The organism is Bacillus sp. FSL W8-0770, assembly GCF_038008705.1.
In the GTDB taxonomy this organism is placed as follows: domain Bacteria; phylum Bacillota; class Bacilli; order Bacillales; family Bacillaceae_G; genus Bacillus_A; species Bacillus_A cereus.
On sequence record NZ_JBBOZR010000001.1, the window covers coordinates 2,054,299 to 2,078,127 of the forward strand.

Genomic DNA, 23,829 nt, shown 5'->3' on the forward strand with positions numbered 1-23,829 from the left:
GAGGGGGAATGCGTATGTTTTCAGTTCAACCAATCGCATTTGTACATAATGAAAGAAAGGAAATAAAAGATGATGAGTGGGGAGAAGTAAGATCTCGTATAACTTTAACTGAAATGTATGCAGAAGAGAGTATACAAGGGGTTGAAGATTTTTCTCATATTGAAGTTGTTTTTTATTTTCATAAAGTAACTGACGAGCAAATTCAGTATTTTGCTAGACATCCTAGAAATAATAAGGATTATCCTGAAGTAGGTATTTTTGCACAGCGCGGGAAAAATCGCCCAAATCGCATAGCTGTAACAATTGTAAAGGTGATCAAAAGAGAAGGTAAATCAATTATTGTTGAGGGATTAGATGCTATTGATGGCACTCCTATATTGGATATAAAACCAATAATGAAAGAGTTTATGCCGACAGAAGAAATACACCAGCCTAAATGGGCAACGGATATAATGAGACAGTATTGGAAGGGGAATGGAGTAAAATGAGAATATATGAGGCAACAATTGCAGATTTAGATGGACTAGCATCAGTTTTTAATAACTATCGCATGTTTTATAGGCAAGATTCTGATTTAGAAGGGGCAAAAGTATTTTTACGAAATAGAATTGAGAAAAAAGAGTCTGTTATTTTCGTAGCAGTTGAAGACGGCGAATATATTGGGTTCACGCAACTATATCCATCATTTTCTTCTATTTCAATGAAAGAATTATGGATTTTAAATGATTTATTTGTACAAGCGGCGAAGCGTGGAGCCGGAACAGGTAAAAAATTATTAGAAGCTGCTAAAGAATACGCATTAGAAAATGGAGCAAAAGGTGTAAAGCTGCAAACGGAGATTGATAATTTATCAGCACAACGATTATACGCTGAAAATGGTTATTTGAGAGATAATCGTTATTTCCATTACGAATTAACGTTTTAAAAAATTAAGTTGAAAGAGACATTTTCAAGAAAAAGAATTTCTTTGTAATGAGAAATTCTTTTTTATTTTGCCTAAATTAAAAAACATGACAAAAATAAAACGATATTTATTTATTGTTAAACAATAAATGTTGTGATAAAATTATGTTGCCATTAAATAAGTGAGGTATTGTAAATGAATCTTAAACGAAGTTCAACAACGTTCTTAAAAGTAATTATTTTTCTTGCTGGAATTTCAGTACTTGCTTTATGCATATTTTTAGTGCCGGAAATGGCGAATTTCGCAGCAAATTTGTATCCTAATATTGCTCCGATGAAATATCTTGTTTTCATTGTGATGTATGGAGCAGCTGTGCCTTTTTACGTTGCTCTTTATCAGGCTTTCAATCTTTTACAGTACATTGATGAGAACACAGCGTTCTCGGAATTATCAGTAAAGTCGTTAAAGAATATAAAGCGCTGTGCAATTACAATCAGTGGTTTGTATGTATTAAGTTTGCCACTTTTTCATTTTATAGCGAAAAAAATGGACCCTCCTATTGGGCTAGTGGGACTCATTATCGTTTTTGCTTCGCTCGTTATCGCCGTTTTTGCTGCTATCCTCCAACGACTTCTACAAGAGGCAATTAACATAAAATCAGAAAATGATTTGACGGTCTGAGGTGGCGGATATGACAATCATTATTAATATTGACGTCATGTTAGCAAAACGAAAAATGAGTGTAACGGAGCTTTCGGAGAAGGTTGGAATTACGATGGCGAATCTTTCTATTTTGAAAAATGGGAAAGCAAAAGCGGTTCGTTTTTCAACATTAGAAGCGATATGTAAAGCTTTGGAGTGTCAGCCAGGGGATGTTTTGGAGTATAAAAACGATGAGAATACTCAATAAAAACAGATAACAAATGTAAATAATAGAAGTCAATAAAGAAGGGATAGCCACTAAGCTATTCCTTCTTTACGTTAATTGCTGTTACTAATAAAAAATATAATTTGAATTGCAATGTTTGCGTATCAAAAGGGAACTTGCTACCTTTTGAGGTGATCCGTTTTGTGGAAGACAATTATTTGCCAAAAAGGCTATTTAAACTATGTTTTAAATTATTTCGAGTGAATCAAAAACTTCATTTGTATTATAGTTGATTTAAAACCCAGTTCGTTGCATCTTCAAAGTTATCTGCAATGTAGTTTGGTTCAATATGTGCCCATTTGTCTCGGTACGTATGTAAAGCATCGTATCCAGCGCCTGTGCGCACCAATATCGTTATCGCATGTACTGTTGCTCCTGCAACGATATCGGTCCAGCGATCACCAATTACAGCGCATTTTGTTAAATCAAGCCCGTGTTTTTCAGCTGCTTGTAGCAGCATACCTGTACTTGGTTTACGACATTCACAACCATCACCGTGTTTGTGAGGACATACGTATATATCATCAAAGCCGAAACCTTTTAATTCTTGTGCGAAATCAGTAACAGTTGCTATCCCGTCTGCGATACCAGGTTGATTTGTGAAAGAGAAAATTTTTATATTTTGAGCTTTTAGTTTTTGCAAAGCTGCTTTTGTAAACGGAAATAATGTAAAAGATCCCGGATAATGTATTGTAGTGTCACCACCAATTGTACCGTCACGATCAATGAAAATTGCTTTAATGTTTGTCATAGTTATAGTCCCTTCACTTTATAAAGTAGTTTAAAAATATTTTACAAATCGGTAGCCATTTACTTCATAACCTAATTTTTGGTAAAAAGGATGAGCTGCTACTCTTTTTGTTCCACTAACTAGCCATGTGCCAATGCAATTATGTTTCTTTGCTAATTGCTCGGCATAATCCATCAACACTTGTCCAATGCCTTTCCGTCGTATGTTAGAATCAACGCTAATAATTGAAATCTCTCCATAACGTGTTACATCTTCTAAATTTTCACGTATACGAAATCCAAGTAATCCAAATATAGCTTCTTCTTCCTCGTAAACATATAAAAAATCAAACGGACTCATTTGTACGAATTGTAGGCGGTTGTTCATATCTTCATAGGAAATAGAGGAACCTTTTAATTCTTTCGTTAAAGAACAAAGTGCGTCTATATCATCTATCGTTGCTTCACGAATTTGAAAAGACATATTATCAACTCCAATAAAATGTAATCAAACATTTTATATTCTGTTAAAAAATGTTTTTTCCTGCTATGAAAATAAATATTTTATAATGATATATAGATAGTTATATGTTATTCTTTTCCTTGATTGTATTAGAAATGGAAAGAAGGGGAATGCATGTTAAAAGTAAATATCCGCTCAGCTGGATATGAAATAGGCGAAAAATAATTCATGATATAGCTTTTTCTATCGAAAAAGGTGAACTAGTTGCTCTTATTGGAGCAAATGGTGCTGGGAAGAGTACGACGATTAAAACGATACTCGGATTACTTGTAAATATGGACGGTGAAATATCATTCGGTGAAAAGAAAAATCCGTATGCATACGTACCAGAACATCCAACATACTATGATTACTTGACGCTCTGGGAACATATTGAATTATTAATGGCAGCTCGTGGAAGTGAAATGGGAAGTTGGGAAGAACGAGCGGAACAATTATTACATACTTTTCGAATGAATAAGCATAAACATGAGTATTTATCGAAATTTTCAAAAGGCATGAAACAAAAATCGATGCTAATATTGGCGTTTTTAACTGAGCCAGATTTTTATATCATTGACGAACCTTTTATCGGTTTAGATCCGGTAGCTACGAAAGAGTTTTTAAATTATTTATATAAAGAAAAAGAGCGCGGGGCAGGAATTTTACTTTGTACGCACGTATTAGATACTGCTGAAAAAATTTGTGAAAGATTTTTACTCATTTCACAAGGTACATTAGTCGCAGATGGACATTTAGAATCTATTCAAATATTAGCGGAAATGCCGGGTAGTTCATTATTAGACTGCTTTGATGTAATTGTAAGGCGTGAACAACATGATTAAACAACAATTTTATAAGAGATTACGCCATGAACTTGAGCGGAAATGGAAGTCTATACGTTCGGTAACAGATTGGACAGTCGCATTATATATTATTATTCCAGCACTTATATTTATGGGAATCTATTATCGATCGCTATGGATAAATGAATTATCAACGGAAGAGACGATTTATTTCGGATTAGGATTACTCGCATTTTATCTAGTAACATATCCAAGAGGAGTTCGTTCATTTTTTGAGCAAGCGGATAGTTTATTTTTAATTTCGTATGCAACACATATGCGAAAATTAGTCCAGTATGGCATGATGTACACATTTGTTCGAATAGCGATAACGAATATAATAGTAGTCGTTATTATGTTACCGGTGTTGATGAAAAGTATCGAAGTAACAGAGATACAAGTCCTCTTATTTTGGGTATTCTTTACTATATTTCGATTTATGTTGTCGTTGTTAACGAGATTTGTTCATGTACATGTGGGGAAACGATGGGTTTTATGGATTGTAAAAAATGTAGTATTTTCTATGAGCGTGTCCTTTTTTGGAATTAGTTTATTTTTTATTTATAAAAATCCGTTGTATTCAATTTTATTTATCGGTCTAGTAATTTTCTTAAGTAGTGTATTAGTAAAAGAGAAAATGAATTATAAAAAGTTCTTTTTTAAAGAAATCGAGAAAGAAAAGGAGGAAAGCATGCGCTGGACGAGCGGAATTATGCAAGTTGGTGGTCATGCGGCTAAACCGAGTAGTTCGAATAAAAAACCGTGGATGTTTCCGCGCTCTAAAAGACTTTTAGGGAAAAAAGCTGATTCTTGTATTGTCGAATCTTTTTTGAAGGAATTTTTCCGTACAAGTACTGCACGAATATTTTATATTCAAATTGTATGTATCAGTACTGCAAGTATAATTATGACTCCAAGGTGGATTGCAGCTATTGTTCTCGTATTTGCTGTAGTTGCAATTTCTCGCTATGCACGTGATTATTGGAATGAATTTACGAATAAGATGTTTCTTCGTTTATATTGTGATGAAGGGAAATTACTATTGTTAAGATGGAAGGCAGATCGTTATTTACTACTACCAGCAATACTTTTATATGGAATAGTTATACTTTCACAGTTTTATTTATTGCCAGCTGTGGTAGGCAGCGTTGTTTTTATTTTATTAATTGTATGGATTGTATTTCTACCATTAAAAAAGAGCCATTGACGGCTCTTTTTCTAGTCTGTAACACATTGATAAATAAAATATACTAAAACGAGTATGCTTGCGGCGGAATACATGACGTCTAAAGTCATTCAAGTGCCTCCTCAATATCGTGGTATTAATATTGTATGAAATCTTACAATTTCATATTCAAGTGAAAAATATGTGAACGTTAACAAAATTGTAAAGTGCAAAAATTACAATCATTTTGTATAATAGAAGAAACCACCGTTATATAAAAAATAATGAGTGAAAGGGGAGGGAACATAAATGCCAAATTGGTTTAGAAAAACCTTAGTCGCATTAATTACCGTATTTACATTTGGTTTAGTGACGCCTCCTTCCATATTGCTTGATAATGCCAAAGCTGCGGACAAGCCTACGAGCACAGCTGGGCAACAAAGTTTGGAGAGTACGTCCTATACATATGAAGAAACGAATGACAGGTTAACCACCGATACTTTTATTACTTATGCGATGCAAGAAGCAGAGAAGCAGTCGATGCAAAAGTTTGGTACTAAAATTGGTCCAGTAATTGAAGATGAATTTAAAGATGTAATATTACCAAAGATTGAAGAGGCAATTGCTGAGCTTGCTAGTGATGTACCAGAAGATTCACTACAATCATTAGCGATTTCTCAAAAACCAGCTGGTGGGAATAATGAAAAGATTTTTCATGTCTACGATACGAAATCAGGAAATGATTTATTGCGTTTCCATGTAAGAAGAGATCATCCACCGCAAGATGGTTATTATTTTAATTTCCATTATCATCGTTTTGATGATGGATACTCAGGACATCATGAGTTAGGAAATATTTATTGGAATACGAATGTACCGCCGAAATGGCTTTCTTAAAAAGAACAAGAAAATCTTGTTCTTTTTTATTTTTATAGAAGGGACAGACAACCATGTTGTTGAATAACATAGGTTTAGAAAAAAGAAGCAAAGGGAGTATGGGAATGCAAAAATATATTGTTTTTGACTTTGATGGCACATTAGTAGATTCACAAAATATATTTGTACCAATTTATAATCAAATTGCTGAAAAGCACGGATATAAAACGGTAAGAGAAGAAGAAATTGAGTATTTACGCAAGTTAACGATGGCGGAGAGATGTAAACAACTCGATGTACCACTGTATAAACTACCGATATTAGCGCTGGAGTTTTATAAATTGTATCAACCTGCTATAAAAGATCTTATTTTGTTCCATGGGATGAAGGAAGTATTAGATGAACTACATAAAAAAGGCTACGGAATTGCAGTCATATCATCGAACTCAGAAGAGCATATTCGGGCGTTTTTACAAAAGAATGATATAGAAAATATACAAGAAGTGTATTGTTCTAAAAATTTGTTCGGTAAAGACAAGATGATAAAAAGATTTTTAAAATCGAAAAAGATAACAGAGAAAGATATGTTATATGTCGGTGATGAACAGCGAGACGTAGCAGCGTGTAAAAAGGCTGGAGTGAACGTAATTTGGGTATCTTGGGGATATGATGTTATTGAAACAGTGAAAAAAGATGCACCAGATTACATGGTTCATAAGCCGATGGAAATTGTGCAAGTAGTACAAGGAGCGTATTCTTAATATGAATACACTGCGAGCAGGCATTCATCATATTGAATTTTGGGTAGCAAATTTAGAGGAGTCCATTTCTTTTTATAATAAGTTGTTTTCCATAATTGGGTGGAGAAAGTTAAATGAAGTAGCATATAGCACAGGAGAAAGTGAAATATACTTTAAAGAAGTAGATGAGGAAATTGTAAGGACGTTAGGGCCTAGACATATTTGTTATCAAGCTATTCATAGAGAAGTAGTTGATGAAGTAGCAGATTTTCTTTCTAGTACGAAAGTGAAGGTAATACGTGGTCCAATTGAAATGAATCATTATTCGGAAGGTTACTATACGATTGATTTTTACGATCCGGATGGATTTATTGTAGAAGTTGCCTATACACCAAATGCAGAAATGTAAGGGGAATAGATATGAAGATAATTACAGCACGGCAAAGCAATATACAAATAGTAAAAGATGCAGCGAATATTGAAGAAATTTCTAAAGGTTTTTCGCCTGATAAGAAATATATAATTACGAATGCAAATAATGAAAAATATTTATTTCGGACAGGCGATATAAAAGAGTATGAAAGAAAGAAAATAGAGTTTCAAATTTTAAATGAAATGGTAAAACGTAACGTACAGGCACAAAGGCCAATTGAAATAGGTATATTGGAAGAAGAAGGTGTATGCTATAGTATTTTTTCATATTTAGAAGGGGAAGATGCGAAGAAGCTATTGCCTACGTATTCACCAAAAGAACAATATGATATTGGTATAGAGGCAGGAAAAGATTTAGCAAAAATGCATACATTTGAAGCTCCTAAGGATATACTTCCATGGTATGAAAGAGCTATGAAAAAACATAGTAAATATGTAGAGGTATACAAAACATGCGGAATAAAAATAAAAAATGATGATAAAATCATAAAGTTTATAGAGGAAAATAAAATATATTTAAAGAGCCGCCCGAATCGATTTCAACACGATGATTTTCATTTAGAAAATATAATTGTACGGGATGGAAAATATGTAGGTGTTGTTGATTTTAATGGCTATGACTGGGGTGACCCAATTCATGATTTCGTAAAAATTGCACTGTTTGCAAGGGATATTAGTATTCCGTATTCAATCGGACAAATAGAAGGATACTTTAATAGGAAAATACCAGAGGAGTTCTGGAAATTATACACGGTGTATGTTGGCATGACAGTTTTCTCCTCAGTTGTCTGGACATTACGAGCAGCGCCGCATATGTTAGATGATATGTTAGAGCGTCTTACTATAGTTTTAGAGGATCATAATAACTTTGAGTTATCGAAGCCAATTTGGTTTCAACCAGATAAGATTGATATGAAATAGAAAAGGTAGGTGTGATTCGCACCTACCTTTATTTTTTACCATCAAGATACTTATTTAATTTTCTTAAATGTAAGCGGCTGAGTACTTAATGTAGCTGGTACATGTAACTGAAGGGATGGGAATTCACCACTTACATTCATTTCATAAGCGAATAATAAGCTCATTTTCATTTGGAATAAGTCAACTTTTGTGGAGAAGATGTCGTAATGATGATGCCCTAATTGAATATCCATTTCCATAAATTGTACATATAACGAATCATCTCGTTTGTATACTTGTAATGTTCCGTATGCAGGATGTTCAAAAGTACCAGTATAATCCTCTAACTTGTGCGAAGGTGTAGTCCCTTTAATTTGTTCAGGGAGGGATTCAGTTGCTTCTTTCATCATTTCCTTCATTTTTTTAGTATCTTCTACAGCACGTTTATGCCAATCAATGGATTCTAATTCAAGTAGTTCGTCATAAATTTGATTAGCGAGATAAGTAGGAAGTAATGTTCCTCCAGCATTCGTTAAAATGACAAGGCCTATGTTTTCTGTTGGTATGAATGAAACAAGCGCTGAAAATCCATCGATATTACCGCCATGATGAATCACTTTTTTACCACGATAAGCGCTAATAAACCAACCAAGACCGTAACTATTTAATGGAGATTCAGGGAGTGATAAAACCGGTTGGTCTGGAATTGAATTGTGTGGTGTATACATTTGTTGTAATAATTCAGAGGAGATTAATTCATGATCTCCAAATTTTCCTTCATTTAAGTGGAGAAGTACCCAATTTGCCATATCTTCAATTGTGGAATTAATACACCCAGCAGCGCCAACTGTATCGATGTTACGGAATGGAACTGCTTTTATTTCACCGTCATTTTCAATGTAAGGTAAAGCGTAATCATCTGTAGTTTGTGAATCGTTAACAGAGAAGTTTGTATGTCTCATATTTAAAGGTTCTAAAATATGTTCTGTAGTGTATTGCTCCCACGTTTGATTTGTAATGTTTTCAACAATGTAGCTAATTGTTGCATACATTAAGTTGTTATATAGAAATGCAGTCCGGAACGGTGCATCAAGTGGTAAATGTTTTATTTTTTCAACGAGATCTTTTCGAGATAAGGAAGAACTGTACCAAAGAGCCTCATGACGACTCACTCCAGTTCGATGAGAAGCTAAATCCCGTCCTGTAACTTGTGAGCTAGCAAGTAGTTCAGATAAAGTAAAGTTAGGTATATAAGACGGGACAGGAGCATCCCAATTAAACTTTTTTTGCTGTGCTAACAAGCTTAATGAAAGTGTACCAAACGCTTTCGTTGAGGAACCGATTGCGAATCGAGTATTCGGTGTAACAGCCTCTTTTGTTTCTATATTACGATAGCCGAAACCTTCTGAAAGAATAACTTCACCGTCTTTTATAACAGCGACAGCAACACCAGGAACATTTAAATCCTTCATCATTTTTTCAACCGTGGTTTGTAAAGAAGTCATAACAGGTGTTTCAATTTTAGACATATTTCTAACCTCCAAATATAAATTTTGATCTACCGCACTATACTTTCGGTAATAGAAAATGAAAACCTTTTAAAATATGGAAAGTTAATAATTTTGTAAGAATTAGCGCAAGAAATTTTATTAATTAAGATTATTAAATTTACCATTTTTCATGTTATGATAAATTCCATATACGATTGAAAGAAGGTTTTCCTACATATGAAACATGCTGAAAATGAATACTTAAATTTATGCCGCCATGTAATGGAACATGGTACGAAGAAAGAAGATCGTACAGGGACAGGAACTGTATCTGTATTTGGATATCAAATGCGTTTTGATTTGAGCAAAGGATTTCCTTTATTAACGACAAAAAGAGTACCATTTCGCCTTGTAGCAAGTGAACTACTTTGGTTTATGAAAGGTGATACAAATATTCGCTATTTATTGCAGCATAATAATAACATTTGGAATGAATGGGCGTTTAAGAGCTGGGTAGAAAGTGATGAGTATACTGGTCCTGACATGACTGATTTTGGTCTTCGCTCACAACAAGATGAAGAATTTAAAGTACAGTACGATGAGCAAATGGAATTGTTTAAAAAGAACGTTTTAGAAGATGATGAGTTCTCAAATAAATATGGTTATTTAGGAGACGTTTACGGTAAACAATGGCGTGCTTGGAAAACGACAGCTGGTGAGACACTTGATCAATTAAAAGATGTAATTGAAATGATTAAAAAAACACCAGACTCACGTCGTTTAATCGTTTCTGCTTGGAATCCTGAAGACGTACCGAGTATGGCATTACCGCCTTGTCATACATTATTCCAATTTTATGTAGCGGACGGAAAACTTTCTTGTCAGCTATATCAAAGAAGTGGTGACATATTCCTTGGAATTCCATTTAACATCGCAAGTTATTCACTACTAACACATTTAATTGCACATGAATGTGGTCTTGAAGTAGGAGAATTTGTTCATACAATTGGAGATGCACACATTTATACGAATCATTTTGAACAAGTAGAAAAGCAATTGGCACGTGAACCACGTCCATTCCCGAAACTTACATTAAATCCAGATGTGAAATCTGTGTTTGATTTTGAAATGGAAGATTTAACGATTGAAGGATACGATCCGCATCCAGCAATTAAAGCACCGGTTGCAGTATAATTGTAGAGGAGATGAAAAAATGATTGTTTCATTTATGGTCGCGATGGACGAAAATAGAGTAATTGGTAAAGATAATAATTTACCTTGGCGTTTGCCGAGTGAATTACAATACGTGAAGAAAACAACGATGGGCTACCCGCTTATTATGGGAAGAAAGAACTATGAAGCGATTGGTAGACCACTGCCTGGAAGACGTAATATTATTGTAACTCGTAATGAAGGGTATCATGTTGAAGGGTGTGAAGTTGTTCATTCTGTAGAAGAAGTATTTGAACTATGTAAAAATGAAGAAGAGATTTTTATTTTTGGCGGAGCGCAAATTTACGATCTCTTTTTACCTTATGTAGACAAGTTGTATATAACAAAAATCCATCATGCATTTGAAGGAGATACATTCTTCCCAGAAATGGATATGACAAATTGGAAAGAGATTTTTGTAGAAAAAGGTTTAACGGATGAAAAAAACCCGTATACGTATTATTACCATGTATATGAGAAGCAACAATAATAAAAAAGATTGATGTGAGAATTCACATCAATCTTTTTATTTGTATTCACCAATATAAGTTTATAGATGAGATTCGATAGTGCTATAATGATAGGTAGCATGTAAAAATGCTAAAATTTTCAAAAGTACTAATATAGAAAGAGGAGGAGAATCGATTGAGAAAGATATGGGGGATTCTTTTTCTTTGCTTAACATTCATGTTAGTTGGATGTGGTAAAGAAGAAAAACCACAAGAAGCGTTTGATACATATGTAAAAGCGTGGAATAAACAAAAATTTGCAGATATGTATGATCAACTATCAAAAAATGCAAAAAAAGATATTTCAAAGAAAGAGTTTACTGAGAAATATGAAAAAATTTATTCTGGTATCGAAGTGAAAGACTTAAAGGTAGAAACAGGGGAAGTAAAAGAAGATAAAAAAGATGAAGGTCCTGTTCCTTTTAAAGTAAGCATGGATACAGTTGGTGGTAAAATCACATTTGGTCATGAAGCAAAAATGGTGAAAGAAAAAGATGGAGATAAAGAATCTTGGAAAATAGATTGGACTCCTGATTTTATTTTCCCTGGCATGACGAAAGATAGTAAAGTGCGTATGCAGACAACACAGCCAAAACGTGGTGAAATATACGATCGTAATGGAAAAGGTCTTGCAACGAATGGGAAAGCTTCTGAAATCGGATTGATTCCTGAAAAGTTAGGCGATACTGCTCCGCAAACGAAAGAAACAGTAGCGAAGTTATTAAATATGTCTGTAGAAGAAATTGATCAAAAATTAGCTGCTAAATGGGTAAAACCAGGGTATCTCGTACCAATTGGAATTTTGCCTGAAGGGGCAACACAAAATACGTACATTGATTTACCAGGTGTTTCAACAAAACCTGTAAATGTTCGTACATATCCGTTAGGGGAAGCGGCAGCTCATCTGACTGGTTATATTGGAAAGGTAAATGCTGAAGATTTAAAAACGCTACAAAAGAAAGGCTATCAAGCTGATGACCCAGTTGGTAAAGCTGGTTTAGAGCAAGTATTAGAGGAAAAGTTACGCGGTAAAAAAGGTGGCCGTGTCTTTGTAGAAGATGCGCAAGGAAAAGAAATTAAAAACTTGGCAAAAACAGATGCTGTTGATGGAGAAAATGTAACTTTAACTATTGATAGTGCTGTTCAAGAAAAAACGTATAATGAAATGAAGGGCGAAGCTGGTTCAAGTGCAGCAATTAATCCGAAAAGTGGAGAAACAATTGCACTAGTAAGTAGTCCAGCATATGATCCTAATATAATTGCACGAGGGACATCGAAGGCACAACGCGAAGCTTGGAATAATGATCCGAAAAAACCAATGACAAATCGCTTTACACAATTGTCGGTACCAGGTTCTGTATTTAAACCTATTACAGCTGCAATTGGTCTTGAAACGAAAACGATTGATCCAAAAGAAGAGTTGAAAATTGAAGGATTAAAATGGACAAAAGATTCTTCTTGGGGTAATTACTATGTAACGCGTGTGAAAGATGCAAATCCGATTGATCTTGATAAGGCGATGAAATACTCGGATAATATTTACTTCGCACAAGAAGCTTTGAAAATTGGAAAAGACAAGTTTATGAGTGAAGCAAAAAAATTCGGATTCGATGAGAAACTACCAATTGAATATGGATTCCCTGCTTCTAAAATTGCAAATGACGGCATTAAAAATGATATTCAAATGGCAGATACGGGATATGGACAAGGACAAGTATTAATGACTCCTCTTCATTTAGCTTTAACGTATGCGCCAATTGTAAATGATGGAACGATTCCGTCACCGTATATTATTAAAACAGATAAACAACCAAAAGCTTGGAAAGAAAATGTAATTTCTAAAGGAAATCAGGATATATTAAAAACTGCAATGACGAAAGTAATTAATGATCCAGATGGTACAGGGAAAATTGCTAAAATTGATGGCATGACTCTTGCTGGAAAAACAGGTACAGCGGAATTAAAAGTATCAAAAGAGGCCGAAGGAAAAGAACTAGGTTGGTTCGCTGCATTTGATTTAAATTCCCCAGATATGGTCATTACAATGATGATTGAAGATGTAAAAGGTAGAGGCGGAAGTAATATTCCAGCTGAAAAAGTAAAACATGTATTTCAAAAATAATATGTAATAGTAGGCTATCTCTATAAGTTGTAGAGGTAGCCTTTTTATATGAAAGAGTTCTTAATATCTGTATACTGAATTTTAAGGAAACAAAGTAAATCATTAACTTACGAAAAAAAAGTAGCTATTTTTTATTGACATTGATTAAAACTTTTTGTATTATACTTACATAAGATAAGTTATTAACTTTTAAAAAACAAATCTTGAATTAAAGATAAAGAGAAAAAAGGGAGAGAATACAATGACAAAAGTACTATTTATCACAGCAAATCCAAATTCAGCAGAAGGTTCTTTCGGAATGGCAGTAGGGGAAGCTTTCATCGAAGCTTATAAAAACGAACATCCACAAGACGAAGTTGTAACAATTGATTTATTCAACACTACAGTACCAGCAATTGATGCAGATGTATTTGCTGCTTGGGGTAAATTTGCAGCAGGTGAAGGCTTTGAAGCTTTAACTGAAGTTCAACAACAAAAAGTAGCAGCAATGAACACAAACTTAGAAACATTTATGAATGCAGATCGTTATGTATTCGTAACTCCAATGTGGAACTTTAGCTATCCACCAGTAGTAAAAGCATACTTAGATAACGTAGCAATCGCAGGTAAAACATTCAAATATACTGAAAATGGTCCAGTCGGCTTATTAGAAGGTAAAAAAGCACTTCACATTCAGGCAACAGGTGGCGTATATTCTGAAGGAGCATACGCAGCTGTAGACTTCGGTCGCAATCACTTAAAGACTGTATTAGGATTTGTTGGTGTAAATGATACTGAATATATCGCAGTTGAAGGTATGAATGCAAACCCTGAAAAAGCACAAGAAATTAAAGAAGCAGCAATTGCTAATGCTCGTGAATTAGCAAAACGTTTCTAATATAGAATGCTTAAAAAGTCCGAACACTTGCTGTTTGGACTTTTTTTCTTCTTTTTCCTTCGTTTGTCTAGTATAATGAAGGTCGGAATGATAATAGGTGGGGGTTCTGTATGATTCAAACGTTTTTTAAAATCTTTTATTTAATTTTAATCGTAATTGCGATTACACCGAGAATGTGGCGTCTTAAAAGACAAGTAAATACGATGGCGCCAAAAGAAAAAGATAATGCTGTGTATAAAACGACAAATTGGTTTGGTAAGAAAATGGTACGTGTAGCTGGAGGGGCAGTAGAAGTGAAAGGACTTGAAAATGTTCCGAAAGACAAGCCAGTACTAGTTGTAAGTAATCACCAAAGTAATATGGATATCCCTGTTTTACTAGGTTACTTAAATAAACCAATTGGATTCGTTTCAAAAGCAGAGATTAAAAAGTTCCCAGTTGTACCAACTTGGATGGAACTTATGAATTGTGTATTTATGGATCGTAGCGATCGTCGTCAATCTCTTCAAGCGATTAAAGATGGAATTGAACTATTAAAGAATGGACATTCTATCGTAATTTTCCCTGAAGGAACGAGAAGTAAGGGTGGCGAAGTTGGAGAGTTTAAGGCTGGTAGTTTTCATCTGGCAGTAAAGTCAGGTGTAGCAATTTTACCTGTAACGTTAGATGGTACATATAAGATGTTTGAAGCGAATGGAAATCGTATGAAGCCAGCTCATGCAACAGTAACAATTTCTAAGCCGATTACACCTGAAGATTATGCGAATATGGATATTAAAGAATTAACGAAGCATACACAGGAAGTTATCGCATCACAATTACATAAGTAATAAAAAAGGATTCAGCTTACGATAAGCTGAATCCTTTTTTATTATGCTGTAGGTAAGACATAAAAGAGTACACAGAAGAACATCATCGCACTACCACCTAAAACGAACAGGTGCCATATAGCATGGTTGAAAGGTAGCTTTTCCCAAAGGAAGAATATAGCTCCGACAGAATATAAAATTCCACCTGCTAAAAGTAGTGAAAAACCATGTCCAGTTAGATTTTCATAAAGTGGTTTAATGGCAACGATTATGAGCCAACCCATAATGATGTAACATAAAGTTGAAGCCTTTATAAAGCGACGTACAAAGAAAATTTTGAAGACGATACCTCCGATTGCTAGTGTCCATATTATAGCAAGCAACGTCCATCCTAATGGGCCACGAAGTGTAATAAGTAGAAAAGGAGTATACGTGCCAGCAATCAATAAGTAAATGGCTGAATGATCTAAAATAGTAAATATTTTTTCTACTTTAGGATGATGAATGCTATGTAGCAATGTTGAAAACAAGTACAGTAAGAACATGCTTACACCATAAACAGTAAATGCAACTACAGCTGATGCGGTACCGTGCTTAGAAGCATGAATAATCAATATGATTAAGGCAGGGATGCTTAAAATGGCACCGATACCATGTGTAATTGCATTTGCAATTTCTTCTTTTACAAATTGGGTCATTCGTGTCATTTTTTCAGTCATAATGCAAATCCTTTCTACTATCATAAAATAATATGTCATTTCCCTTACCATATCATACACAAGAACAATAGAAAATGAAATTTGTATAATTGATTATATTTTTGAATTTTTTTGACAAAAGACAATGGATTTGTTGACGTTTTCAAACTTTTTTGACAAAATAAAATTATGTAATAGTAGGACAAGGAAACTACTAATAAAGGGGATGGGGAAATGTTTTCAAATATTGGCTTTCCAGGGTTAATTTTAATTTTAGTAGCAGTACTCATTTTATTTGGACCTAAAAAATTGCCGGAAATCGGGAAGGCTTTAGGGGAAACGTTAAAAGAGTTTAAAAAATCAACGAAAGAATTGACAGATGACGCATTTCAAGAAAAGGAAAAGAAAGAAAAAATGTAGTGTATTTTCCTTGTAATGGATAAATAAAGTGTGGTGAACGAGATGGAAGATCGGGAAATGAGCGTAGTAGAACATATTGTTGAGCTTCGAAAAAGAGTAATATATACGGTGTTATCCTTTGTACTATTTTTAATTATTGGATTTACTTTTACAAAGGATATTTATTTTTGGCTTGTAAAAGATTTACCAATGAAATTAACTGTTCTCGGTCCAAGTGATGTATTGTGGATTTTTTTCTCGATTGCTACAGTATTTGCTATCGTTTGTACAATTCCTTTTGCTGCTATACAAATTTGGTTATTTGTAAAACCGGGTTTACATCCAAATGAACAAAAGATGACAATAATGTATATACCGGTATTGTCTATATTATTTCTCGCAGGTTTATGTTTTGGATATTTCATTGTAATGCCGTTTCTATTTCACTTTTTAACTACGATAGGTAATGAAATGTTTAATACGATGTTTACGACAGAAAAGTATTTTCATTTTGTACTTAATTTAACAGTTCCATTTGCTGTGATTTTTGAATTGCCAGTCGTTGTAATGTTTTTAACTAGTATTGGAATACTTACGGCGGAATTTTTAATAAAAATAAGAAGGTATGCTTACGTAGCATTAATTATCATTGCATCTTGTATATCACCGCCAGACTTTTTATCTCATAGTTTAGTTGCAGTGCCGCTTATTTGTATTTATGAAGTAAGTATTGCGTTATCAAAGGTTGTTAGTAAGAGGAAAAAGAAAAGAGAAGAAATGCAGTCGAAAAGTGCCTCGTTATAAAGGCACTTTTTTATTTATTTGTTATACTATAGCTATAAACGTATACAATATATAGAAGAAAAAAATTATAGAATCTCCAAAATTTAGACAAACTTTGCGCTTTTATAAGCTTATACTAAATGTATTAAACAATTGATGGATAATGAGATTCCCGTCTCAGAGATATTTAGGACGGGAAGGTGAATTAGGTGGAGATGAATAGAGTATAAATCTTCTAGCCATAAGGACTACAGAAATCATATAAGTCTGATTTTACTCCACTTTAAACAACGTGTTACAGCGCAAAGTAGAGGAAGTTCAAAAATCCAATGAAAAAGAGGATTGATATTGTGATTACGAAAAGTTTTTATTTCACTCATTCAACAGGGGATTGCATTAAAATATTCGAAATCCCTGTCCTACAGGCACAGCATCCATTATCGTTTCTAATTCAGTCTCGTCTTCAATTATTTATTGCAAAAATTCAAAAACAAAAACACCCAAGATTTTCGTATTCTTTCCGTGAATATTTACAAAATTGTTTGAAGTGGAATGATTATTTAAATGTATATAAAACAAATACCCTTGAAAAAAATGCATGATACGAAGTACGGACAGGGTTAGTAAACTCTGTCTTTTTCATTTTAGATATGAAAATATAATTAATTTGATGAAATTTCGTTCCAAATTGTTGAAAGCAATGGGAATACTAGTATAATAACAAGGAGAGCGTATTGGAAAGGGAAGAAGTATAGTATGCAAAAAATTAAAATTGTAACAGATTCAACGGCAGATTTATCACAAGACGTAATCGAAAAGTATGACATTCATGTTTTACCATTATCAATCTCTGTAAATGGACAAACATATTTAGATCGCGTTGATTTACAACCTGACGAATTTATTGAAGAAATGATTAAATCAGAGGAATTACCAAAAACATCACAACCAGCTATGGGTACATTTGTAGAAATGTATGACAAGCTAGGGGAAGATGGAAGCGAAGTCCTTTCTATCCATATGACAAGTGGAATGAGCGGTACTGTAGCAACTGCAAATAGCGCTGCATCAATGACTGATACAAAAGTAACAGTTGTTGATTCTCAATTTATTACACATGCTTTAGCATATCAAGTAATTGAAGCTGCCAAAATGGCAAATGACGGACGCTCACTAGAAGAAATTTTAAAACGTGTAGATGAAGTAAGAAAGAATACTCGTTTATATGTAGTAGTGGATACATTAGAAAACTTAGTGAAGGGTGGACGTATCGGTAAAGGAAAAGCGTTTATCGGTTCGCTACTTAATATAAAGCCGATTGCTAGTCTTGAAGACGGTGTTTATAATCCTGTAACGAAAGTTCGTAGCCAAGGCCAAATTGTAAAAACATTAGCTAAGTTATTTGAGCAAGATACGGCTGGAAAAGTCGTAAAAGCTGTTGCAATTCCGCATGCGAAAGCAATTCCTTTAGCTGAAAGTATGAAAGCGGCGGTTGAAAAAGTGAGTGGATTTGCTCAATCAGAAATTTTCTATACAACGCCTATTATTAGTACTCATACAGGTCCGGGCGCAATCGGATTTATGTATTTAGCAGAGTAATAAAAAAGCTACTTGAAAATATATTTCAAGTAGCTTTTTTATGTAAATAGAAAGTAAGAAATAAGAAGAGCTACACAGGCACTACCGCTAATGATATAGCGAGTCTGTAAATATTCATTCATAGAAAACACCCTTTATCCCGCTATTTGCGGACAGTAAAACTCTCTACCTCAAATTTAGCTGGAGCAAAGAGGTTAGGTAGCGGGCTGCCCGTAAAAGCTTGATTGGTGAAGGCAAATAATCAGTGGGGATGAAGAAATCCCACTAATTAAAGTTTCACTATAGGATTTTCTATATTATATGTTGGATATAGAAAATCAGTCATTACGTTACACATGTAAAGTTTCAATTTTTTCGTTTATTTGCTTATCATTTGTTGCGTTACTATAAATAAAAGTTTGACCTAAAAAGAGTACATGCAGTTGTTCCCACGGTAACATGCGCAAATTCCAATTATTTCGAAGTCTAGTTATTGCTTCACGAGGTGTTTCATCGGCGAGTGCAAAAGCTCCGTAATGCATTGGTATAAAATGTGTAGCGTTTAAATCTAAATAAGCTTGCACGGCCTCTTCAGGTGAAACATGAGATACTTTCATAAACCATTCTGGTTCATAAGCGCCAATGGGCATAAGAGCAATATCAATTAAAAAGCGTTCACCAATTTCTTTGAAACCTTGGAAATAGCCACTGTCGCCACAAAAATATATGGTTTCCATAGTCGTTTCATTATCAATAATCCATCCGCCCCAGTGAGACGTATTCATATCAAATAAGAATCTTCTCGTCCAGTGCTGAGCAGGTACGAAGTGAAAAGAAACTTCGTTAATTATCGTACTTTCCCACCATTTATACTCTTCTACATGTTTAAATTTCTTACGAGTAAATAATTTTTTTAATCCAATAGGTACAAGATATAGAACATCATCATTCAACTGACGAAGAGTTGAAAAATCTAAATGATCATAATGACCATGTGAAATAAGGACAATATCAATTTTAGGTAGTGCTTCTATAGAGAGTCCAGGTTCTGTAAGTCTTGGAACTAGCTTTAATTTATTAGCCCATACTGGATCTGTTAATATATTAAGTCCATTCGTTTGGATAAGAAAAGTGGAATGCCCAATCCATGTGATAGTCGTTTTTTCAACATTACTTTGCAAAAAAGCACTTTGTTTAACGGGTGATTGTTCTACTAAGAAAGAAAAATCTTTTTTGTTTTGCTTTCGTTCTTTACGCCAGCGTAAAAAAGAGCGAATTGATTTTTTTGTACTAACATTATCCATATTTTCATAGCGCTTTGCCATGAACATCACCTCATTTAAAATCGTTGTATTTGTATTGTACCGAAATGTTGTTAAGGAATACAGTGTAAAACATGGATTAATGTTTAAGGAATTGTTAAAAAATAGGGAGAGGTATTTACAAAAGTAACAATGAAATTAGTTTTATCACTTTTATTTAGAGAAATAATAGTAAAAAAATATATTTTGTCTAGTAATTCGCTTGAAATAAAGAAGTAACATACGTAAATTCGTACGATTTCGTGAACAAATGTAGTAAACAATTTTCTCGTAGTGTTAACTTTTGTTATTATAAACATAACCTATTTAAATTTAGGATAGAGAAAAGAGGTTTATAAATGAAGCGTTATCAAAAAATAATTGGTCTTATGGTTGTATTTTGTCTCTTTGTACTTGCTGGATGTAGTGAATCAGGTTCAAAGCTTCGTAAACCATTAAATTGGGATTTAGAAACCTTCCAATTTACAAATCAAGATGGAAAGAAATTTGGTACAAAAGATTTAAAAGGGAAAGTTTGGGTTGCAGATTTTATGTTCACAAATTGTCAGACAGTTTGTCCACCAATGACTGCAAATATGGCCAAGCTTCAAAAGATGGCAAAAGAAGAGAAATTAGACGTTCAGTTTGTTTCATTTAGTGTAGATCCAGACCTTGATAAGCCAGAAAATCTGAAAGCTTTTATTCAAAAGTTTACAGAGGATACTAGTAACTGGAATTTATTAACGGGGTATTCGTTAGAAGATATTACAAAGTTTTCAAAAGATAATTTCCAATCACTTGTAGATAAGCCGGAGAACGGTCAGGTCATGCATGGTACATCATTTTATTTAATTGATCAAAACGGAAAAGTAATGAAAAAGTATAGTGGCATTAGTAATACGCCATACGAAGACATTATACGTGATATGAAGCGATTAGTGGGTTAAAAATAAGGGTGCATAGCACCCTTATTTTTTTTGTATTAGTCTATCGATAAAATGTCATGTTGCTGGGGAAGTTTCGGCGCACGAATTTCTAATACGCCGTTTTGATAAGAAGCTTTTGCCGCTTTTTTATTAATTGAATACGGCAATTTAATCAATCTTGATGCTTCTGAAATGGAACGTTCTCGGCGATAATAGTTATGGGATGTTTGTTCTTCTTCTTCAAGTATCTCTTCTTTTACAGAGACTTTTAAGTATTCACTTTGTATTTCAATTTGGATTTGTTCTTTTTGTATACCTGGTAGTTCAGCTGTAACAACGAGTTCTTCACCAACTTCATATAAATCTACAGGGAATGTTAATAAACGGTTTCCTTTTTGGAAAAAATGATTTAAATCAGCGATTACATTGCGAAGAGGTGTTTGCTCGAAGAAATCATCAATTTGCTTTAAGTAATTACGAACCGGTGGGCGAGAAGAATCTTTTTTTTCTTCACTCATGGTATTCCCTCCTAGAAATCAATTTGCAATATCATATGACAAAAGCGGAGAAAGGTGAGTGCCTAGTTTTCATGTTTTCATAAAAAATTGTTAAAAATGTGAAATGGAGTGATTTTTTTATAGTTTTTGGTCGCCATATTCAGTTGATTATGCTAGTATAAATAGGGTTGATATAGTAGTATAGAGACAGAATGAAAACTGAAAGAGGGTAAGAAGTATGTGTGGTTTTGTAGGATGTTTATGTGAAAACCCTAGAGAGTTTTCAGAAACAGAAAAACATCAATTTGAAAATATGAACACGATGATTTTCCACCGTGGTCCAGATGACGAAGGATATTTTCGTGATGAACATGTACAATTTGGCTTCCGCCGTTTAAGCATCATTGACTTAGAGGCAGGACATCAGCCGCTAACTTATGAAAATGATCGATATGTAATTATTTTTAATGGTGAAATTTACAACTATGTAGAATTACGTGAAATGTTACTTGAAAAAGGTGCAACGTTTGCAACGCAATCTGATACAGAAGTTATCATTGCATTGTATGCACATATGAAAGAAAAATGTGTAGACTACCTTCGTGGTATGTTTGCATTTATGATTTGGGATCGTGAGGAAAAGAAACTTTTCGGTGCACGTGACCACTTCGGTATTAAACCTTTATACATTGCACAACAAGGTGATACTACATTCTTCGCATCTGAGAAGAAAAGTATTATGCATGTGATGGAAGATAAAGGCGTTAATCCAACGTCACTACAACATTACTTTACGTACCAATATGGTCCAGAGCCAGAAACGTTAACAATTGATGTTAATAAAATCGAGCCTGGTCATTATTTCGTAAAAGAAATCGGTAAAGAGATGGAAATCCATCGCTACTGGAAACCTTATTTCAACGCTTCAAGTGCAACGAAAGAGGAGCATATCCAAGCAATTCGTGATGTGTTATATGATTCAGTAAAAGTGCATATGCGTAGTGATGTACCAGTAGGTTCATTCTTATCTGGTGGTATCGATTCATCTATCATCGCTTCTATCGCAAGAGAAATGAATCCAAATCTTTTAACATTCTCTGTTGGTTTTGAGCAACGTGGTTTCAGTGAAGTTGATGTTGCGAAAGAAACTGCTGAGAAATTAGGCGTTAAAAACCATAACGTATTCATTTCAGCGAAAGAATTTATGGATGAGTTCCCAAAAATCATTTGGCATATGGATGATCCTTTAGCTGATCCAGCAGCTGTACCATTGTACTTCGTTGCGAAAGAAGCACGTAAACATGTAACAGTTGTTCTTTCTGGTGAAGGCGCAGACGAGCTATTTGGTGGTTATAACATTTACCGTGAGCCAAACTCACTAAAAATGTTCTCTTACATTCCTAGCCCAGGTAAGAGCGTTCTAAAAGCATTAAGTGGTGCTCTTAAAGAAGGATTTAAAGGTAAGAGCTTCCTAGAGCGTGGATGTACACCAATTGAAGAGCGTTACTATGGAAATGCTAAAATCTTCCGTGAAGAAGAAAAAGCTGAATTAATGAAGTATTACAATGAAAGTGTTAACTATATGGATATCACGAAACCATTGTATAACGAGATTAAAGATTATGATGATGTAAGTAAAATGCAGTACATTGACATGTTCACATGGCTACGCGGTGACATTTTATTAAAAGCTGATAAAATGACAATGGCAAACTCATTAGAACTTCGTGTACCGTTCTTAGATAAAGAAGTATTCGATGTTGCATCTAAAATTCCAACTGAATTTAAGATTGCTAACGGAACTACGAAAGCTATTTTACGTGAAGCAGCACGCGGAATCGTTCCAGATCACGTATTAGATCGTAAAAAACTTGGATTCCCAGTACCAATTCGTCACTGGTTAAAAGACGAAATGCATGATTGGGCTATAAATATTATAAACGAAAGTAAGACAGAGCATTTAATCGACAAACAGTATGTATTAAACTTACTGGAAGCACATTGTGCAGATAAAGGCGATTATAGCCGTAAAATTTGGACTGTACTTGCGTTTATGGTATGGCACCAAATTTATGTTGAGCATAAATACGATACGAATAAGTTCCATGAAGAAACAAAACGTGCGTATAGCTTAGTTTAATTAGAAAAACCTTAAGATCGCATACGGTCTTAAGGTTTTTTTAATAAATAGGAAGTATTATTGATACAATAATAGTAAAAGGATGGACAACATATGATTACGTTTGAGAAAGTTACTGTAGAAAATGAAAGCGTTGTTAAAGAAATGTTTAAATCGCATAGTTTAGGTGAGAAAAAGGTACAGTACTGTGTGAAAGTTGATGATACATATATTGGTGTAATAGATTATAGTGTACAAGAGGAACGGGCTGTTTTATCACAGCTAATTATTCATTTTGATTACCAAGGTTACGGTTATGGTACAAATACGTATTTTACATTTGAAGAAATGATGAAACAAAGAAATGTGAAAGAAATAACAGTGCTACAAGAGAAATTAACAGAAAAGGCGAAGTCTTTCATAGAGAGTTTTGGTTTTGCTTCAGAAGATGAAGAGTATGTAAAGAAAATATAACGATGATTATTTAT

27 protein-coding genes and 1 pseudogene are annotated in these 23,829 nt (G+C 34.0%); 22 read left to right on the forward strand and 6 right to left on the reverse strand.

What is annotated here, in order from left to right; all coding sequences use genetic code 11:
* The first annotated feature begins 14 nt into the window (after positions 1-14).
* The 4 genes from NST27_RS10640 (at position 15) to NST27_RS10655 (ending at position 1,814) form a co-directional block, all read left to right on the forward strand.
* Positions 15-488, forward strand: coding sequence for an SAM-dependent methyltransferase (locus tag NST27_RS10640; protein ID WP_000493253.1), 474 nt, complete (start codon positions 15-17; stop codon positions 486-488).
* Positions 485-925, forward strand: a complete 441-nt coding sequence (locus tag NST27_RS10645) for a GNAT family N-acetyltransferase (protein WP_001223866.1) — start codon at positions 485-487, stop codon at positions 923-925. The genes NST27_RS10640 and NST27_RS10645 overlap by 4 nt, the downstream gene beginning before the upstream one ends.
* 174 nt (positions 926-1,099) lie before the next feature.
* Positions 1,100-1,585 (forward strand): DUF2975 domain-containing protein, encoded by a 486-nt coding sequence (locus NST27_RS10650; RefSeq protein ID WP_047386061.1) that lies wholly within the window; start codon positions 1,100-1,102, stop codon positions 1,583-1,585.
* 10 nt (positions 1,586-1,595) lie between these two features.
* A complete protein-coding gene (locus NST27_RS10655; RefSeq protein ID WP_000152535.1) occupies positions 1,596-1,814 on the forward strand; it encodes a helix-turn-helix domain-containing protein in 219 nt (72 codons plus the stop codon).
* A gap of 241 nt (positions 1,815-2,055) precedes the next feature.
* Here NST27_RS10655 and NST27_RS10660 read toward each other — a convergent pair whose 3' ends face one another.
* Together NST27_RS10660 and NST27_RS10665 are read right to left on the reverse strand one after the other, a co-directional pair.
* A complete protein-coding gene (locus NST27_RS10660; RefSeq protein ID WP_000181778.1) occupies positions 2,056-2,583 on the reverse strand; it encodes an HAD-IIIA family hydrolase in 528 nt (175 codons plus the stop codon).
* Positions 2,584-2,613: 30 nt separating this feature from the next.
* Positions 2,614-3,045 (reverse strand): GNAT family N-acetyltransferase, encoded by a 432-nt coding sequence (locus NST27_RS10665; RefSeq protein WP_047386063.1) that lies wholly within the window; start codon positions 3,043-3,045, stop codon positions 2,614-2,616.
* 153 nt (positions 3,046-3,198) lie between these two features.
* Between NST27_RS10665 and NST27_RS10670 the strand changes: the two are divergent.
* The 6 genes and pseudogenes from NST27_RS10670 (at position 3,199) to NST27_RS10695 (ending at position 8,042) form a co-directional block, all read left to right on the forward strand.
* Positions 3,199-3,908 (forward strand): annotated as a pseudogene (locus NST27_RS10670) (ABC transporter ATP-binding protein).
* Positions 3,901-5,115, forward strand: a complete 1,215-nt coding sequence (locus tag NST27_RS10675; RefSeq protein ID WP_047386065.1) for an ABC transporter permease — start codon at positions 3,901-3,903, stop codon at positions 5,113-5,115. Before NST27_RS10670 ends, NST27_RS10675 begins: the two are co-directional and overlap by 8 nt.
* Positions 5,116-5,382: 267 nt before the next feature.
* Positions 5,383-5,970, forward strand: coding sequence for a YpjP family protein (locus NST27_RS10680; protein WP_001134421.1), 588 nt, complete (start codon positions 5,383-5,385; stop codon positions 5,968-5,970).
* A gap of 104 nt (positions 5,971-6,074) precedes the next feature.
* Complete coding sequence (locus NST27_RS10685) at positions 6,075-6,710, forward strand: HAD family hydrolase (RefSeq protein WP_001987851.1); 636 nt, start codon at positions 6,075-6,077, stop codon at positions 6,708-6,710.
* Between the two features lies 1 nt (position 6,711).
* Positions 6,712-7,098, forward strand: a complete 387-nt coding sequence (locus NST27_RS10690) for a VOC family protein (RefSeq protein ID WP_047386066.1) — start codon at positions 6,712-6,714, stop codon at positions 7,096-7,098.
* A gap of 11 nt (positions 7,099-7,109) precedes the next feature.
* Complete coding sequence (locus NST27_RS10695) at positions 7,110-8,042, forward strand: aminoglycoside phosphotransferase family protein (protein WP_047386068.1); 933 nt, start codon at positions 7,110-7,112, stop codon at positions 8,040-8,042.
* A 50-nt stretch (positions 8,043-8,092) separates the two neighbouring features.
* Here NST27_RS10695 and NST27_RS10700 read toward each other — a convergent pair whose 3' ends face one another.
* Positions 8,093-9,550, reverse strand: coding sequence for a serine hydrolase (locus tag NST27_RS10700; protein ID WP_000034348.1), 1,458 nt, complete (start codon positions 9,548-9,550; stop codon positions 8,093-8,095).
* A gap of 198 nt (positions 9,551-9,748) precedes the next feature.
* Here NST27_RS10700 and NST27_RS10705 point away from each other — a divergent pair, with 198 nt between their 5' ends.
* The 5 genes from NST27_RS10705 (at position 9,749) to NST27_RS10725 (ending at position 15,061) form a co-directional block, all read left to right on the forward strand.
* Positions 9,749-10,705: a thymidylate synthase gene (locus NST27_RS10705; protein ID WP_000679609.1), complete on the forward strand. Its 957-nt coding sequence runs from the start codon at positions 9,749-9,751 to the stop codon at positions 10,703-10,705.
* 19 nt (positions 10,706-10,724) lie between these two features.
* Positions 10,725-11,213, forward strand: coding sequence for a dihydrofolate reductase (locus NST27_RS10710; protein WP_000637218.1), 489 nt, complete (start codon positions 10,725-10,727; stop codon positions 11,211-11,213).
* 155 nt (positions 11,214-11,368) lie between these two features.
* Positions 11,369-13,354 carry a penicillin-binding protein 3 gene (gene pbpC, locus NST27_RS10715; protein ID WP_001227243.1) on the forward strand — a complete coding sequence of 662 codons (1,986 nt, stop codon included), beginning with the start codon at positions 11,369-11,371 and terminating at the stop codon, positions 13,352-13,354.
* 241 nt (positions 13,355-13,595) lie between these two features.
* On the forward strand, positions 13,596-14,231 hold the full coding sequence (locus tag NST27_RS10720) for an FMN-dependent NADH-azoreductase (RefSeq protein WP_000170025.1): 636 nt from the start codon (positions 13,596-13,598) through the stop codon (positions 14,229-14,231).
* A gap of 110 nt (positions 14,232-14,341) precedes the next feature.
* A complete protein-coding gene (locus NST27_RS10725) occupies positions 14,342-15,061 on the forward strand; it encodes a lysophospholipid acyltransferase family protein (RefSeq protein ID WP_000616577.1) in 720 nt (239 codons plus the stop codon).
* 41 nt (positions 15,062-15,102) lie between these two features.
* On the opposite strand, the gene trhA is transcribed toward NST27_RS10725, so the two are convergent.
* Positions 15,103-15,759 (reverse strand): PAQR family membrane homeostasis protein TrhA, encoded by a 657-nt coding sequence (trhA, locus tag NST27_RS10730; protein WP_000136889.1) that lies wholly within the window; start codon positions 15,757-15,759, stop codon positions 15,103-15,105.
* Positions 15,760-15,972: 213 nt separating this feature from the next.
* Here trhA and NST27_RS10735 point away from each other — a divergent pair, with 213 nt between their 5' ends.
* The 4 genes from NST27_RS10735 to NST27_RS10750 all read left to right on the forward strand — a co-directional run bounded on the left by NST27_RS10735 (position 15,973) and on the right by NST27_RS10750 (position 18,519).
* Positions 15,973-16,158, forward strand: a complete 186-nt coding sequence (locus NST27_RS10735) for a twin-arginine translocase TatA/TatE family subunit (protein ID WP_000492443.1) — start codon at positions 15,973-15,975, stop codon at positions 16,156-16,158.
* Positions 16,159-16,200: 42 nt separating this feature from the next.
* Positions 16,201-16,941: a twin-arginine translocase subunit TatC gene (gene tatC / locus NST27_RS10740; protein WP_000390120.1), complete on the forward strand. Its 741-nt coding sequence runs from the start codon at positions 16,201-16,203 to the stop codon at positions 16,939-16,941.
* A gap of 329 nt (positions 16,942-17,270) precedes the next feature.
* Entirely contained in the window at positions 17,271-17,522 is a 252-nt protein-coding gene (locus tag NST27_RS10745; RefSeq protein WP_000629012.1) for a DUF2535 family protein, read from the forward strand.
* 154 nt (positions 17,523-17,676) lie between these two features.
* Entirely contained in the window at positions 17,677-18,519 is an 843-nt protein-coding gene (locus tag NST27_RS10750; protein WP_001169470.1) for a DegV family protein, read from the forward strand.
* 329 nt (positions 18,520-18,848) lie between these two features.
* On the opposite strand, the gene NST27_RS10755 is transcribed toward NST27_RS10750, so the two are convergent.
* Positions 18,849-19,823, reverse strand: coding sequence for an MBL fold metallo-hydrolase (locus tag NST27_RS10755; protein WP_001129628.1), 975 nt, complete (start codon positions 19,821-19,823; stop codon positions 18,849-18,851).
* 335 nt (positions 19,824-20,158) lie between these two features.
* On the opposite strand from NST27_RS10755, the gene NST27_RS10760 reads away from it, so the two are divergent.
* Positions 20,159-20,746 (forward strand): SCO family protein, encoded by a 588-nt coding sequence (locus tag NST27_RS10760; RefSeq protein ID WP_000833331.1) that lies wholly within the window; start codon positions 20,159-20,161, stop codon positions 20,744-20,746.
* 35 nt (positions 20,747-20,781) lie between these two features.
* Here the strand turns inward: NST27_RS10760 and NST27_RS10765 are convergent, their stop codons facing one another.
* The gene (locus NST27_RS10765) at positions 20,782-21,243 is read right to left on the reverse strand and encodes an Hsp20/alpha crystallin family protein (protein WP_001288087.1); all 462 of its coding nucleotides are present in this window, start codon (positions 21,241-21,243) and stop codon (positions 20,782-20,784) included.
* A 217-nt stretch (positions 21,244-21,460) separates the two neighbouring features.
* Here NST27_RS10765 and asnB point away from each other — a divergent pair, with 217 nt between their 5' ends.
* Both asnB and NST27_RS10775 read left to right on the forward strand, forming a co-directional pair.
* Entirely contained in the window at positions 21,461-23,362 is a 1,902-nt protein-coding gene (gene asnB, locus NST27_RS10770; RefSeq protein ID WP_000333816.1) for an asparagine synthase (glutamine-hydrolyzing), read from the forward strand.
* A gap of 93 nt (positions 23,363-23,455) precedes the next feature.
* Positions 23,456-23,815: a GNAT family N-acetyltransferase gene (locus NST27_RS10775; RefSeq protein WP_000627525.1), complete on the forward strand. Its 360-nt coding sequence runs from the start codon at positions 23,456-23,458 to the stop codon at positions 23,813-23,815.
* Positions 23,816-23,829 lie beyond the last annotated feature (14 nt).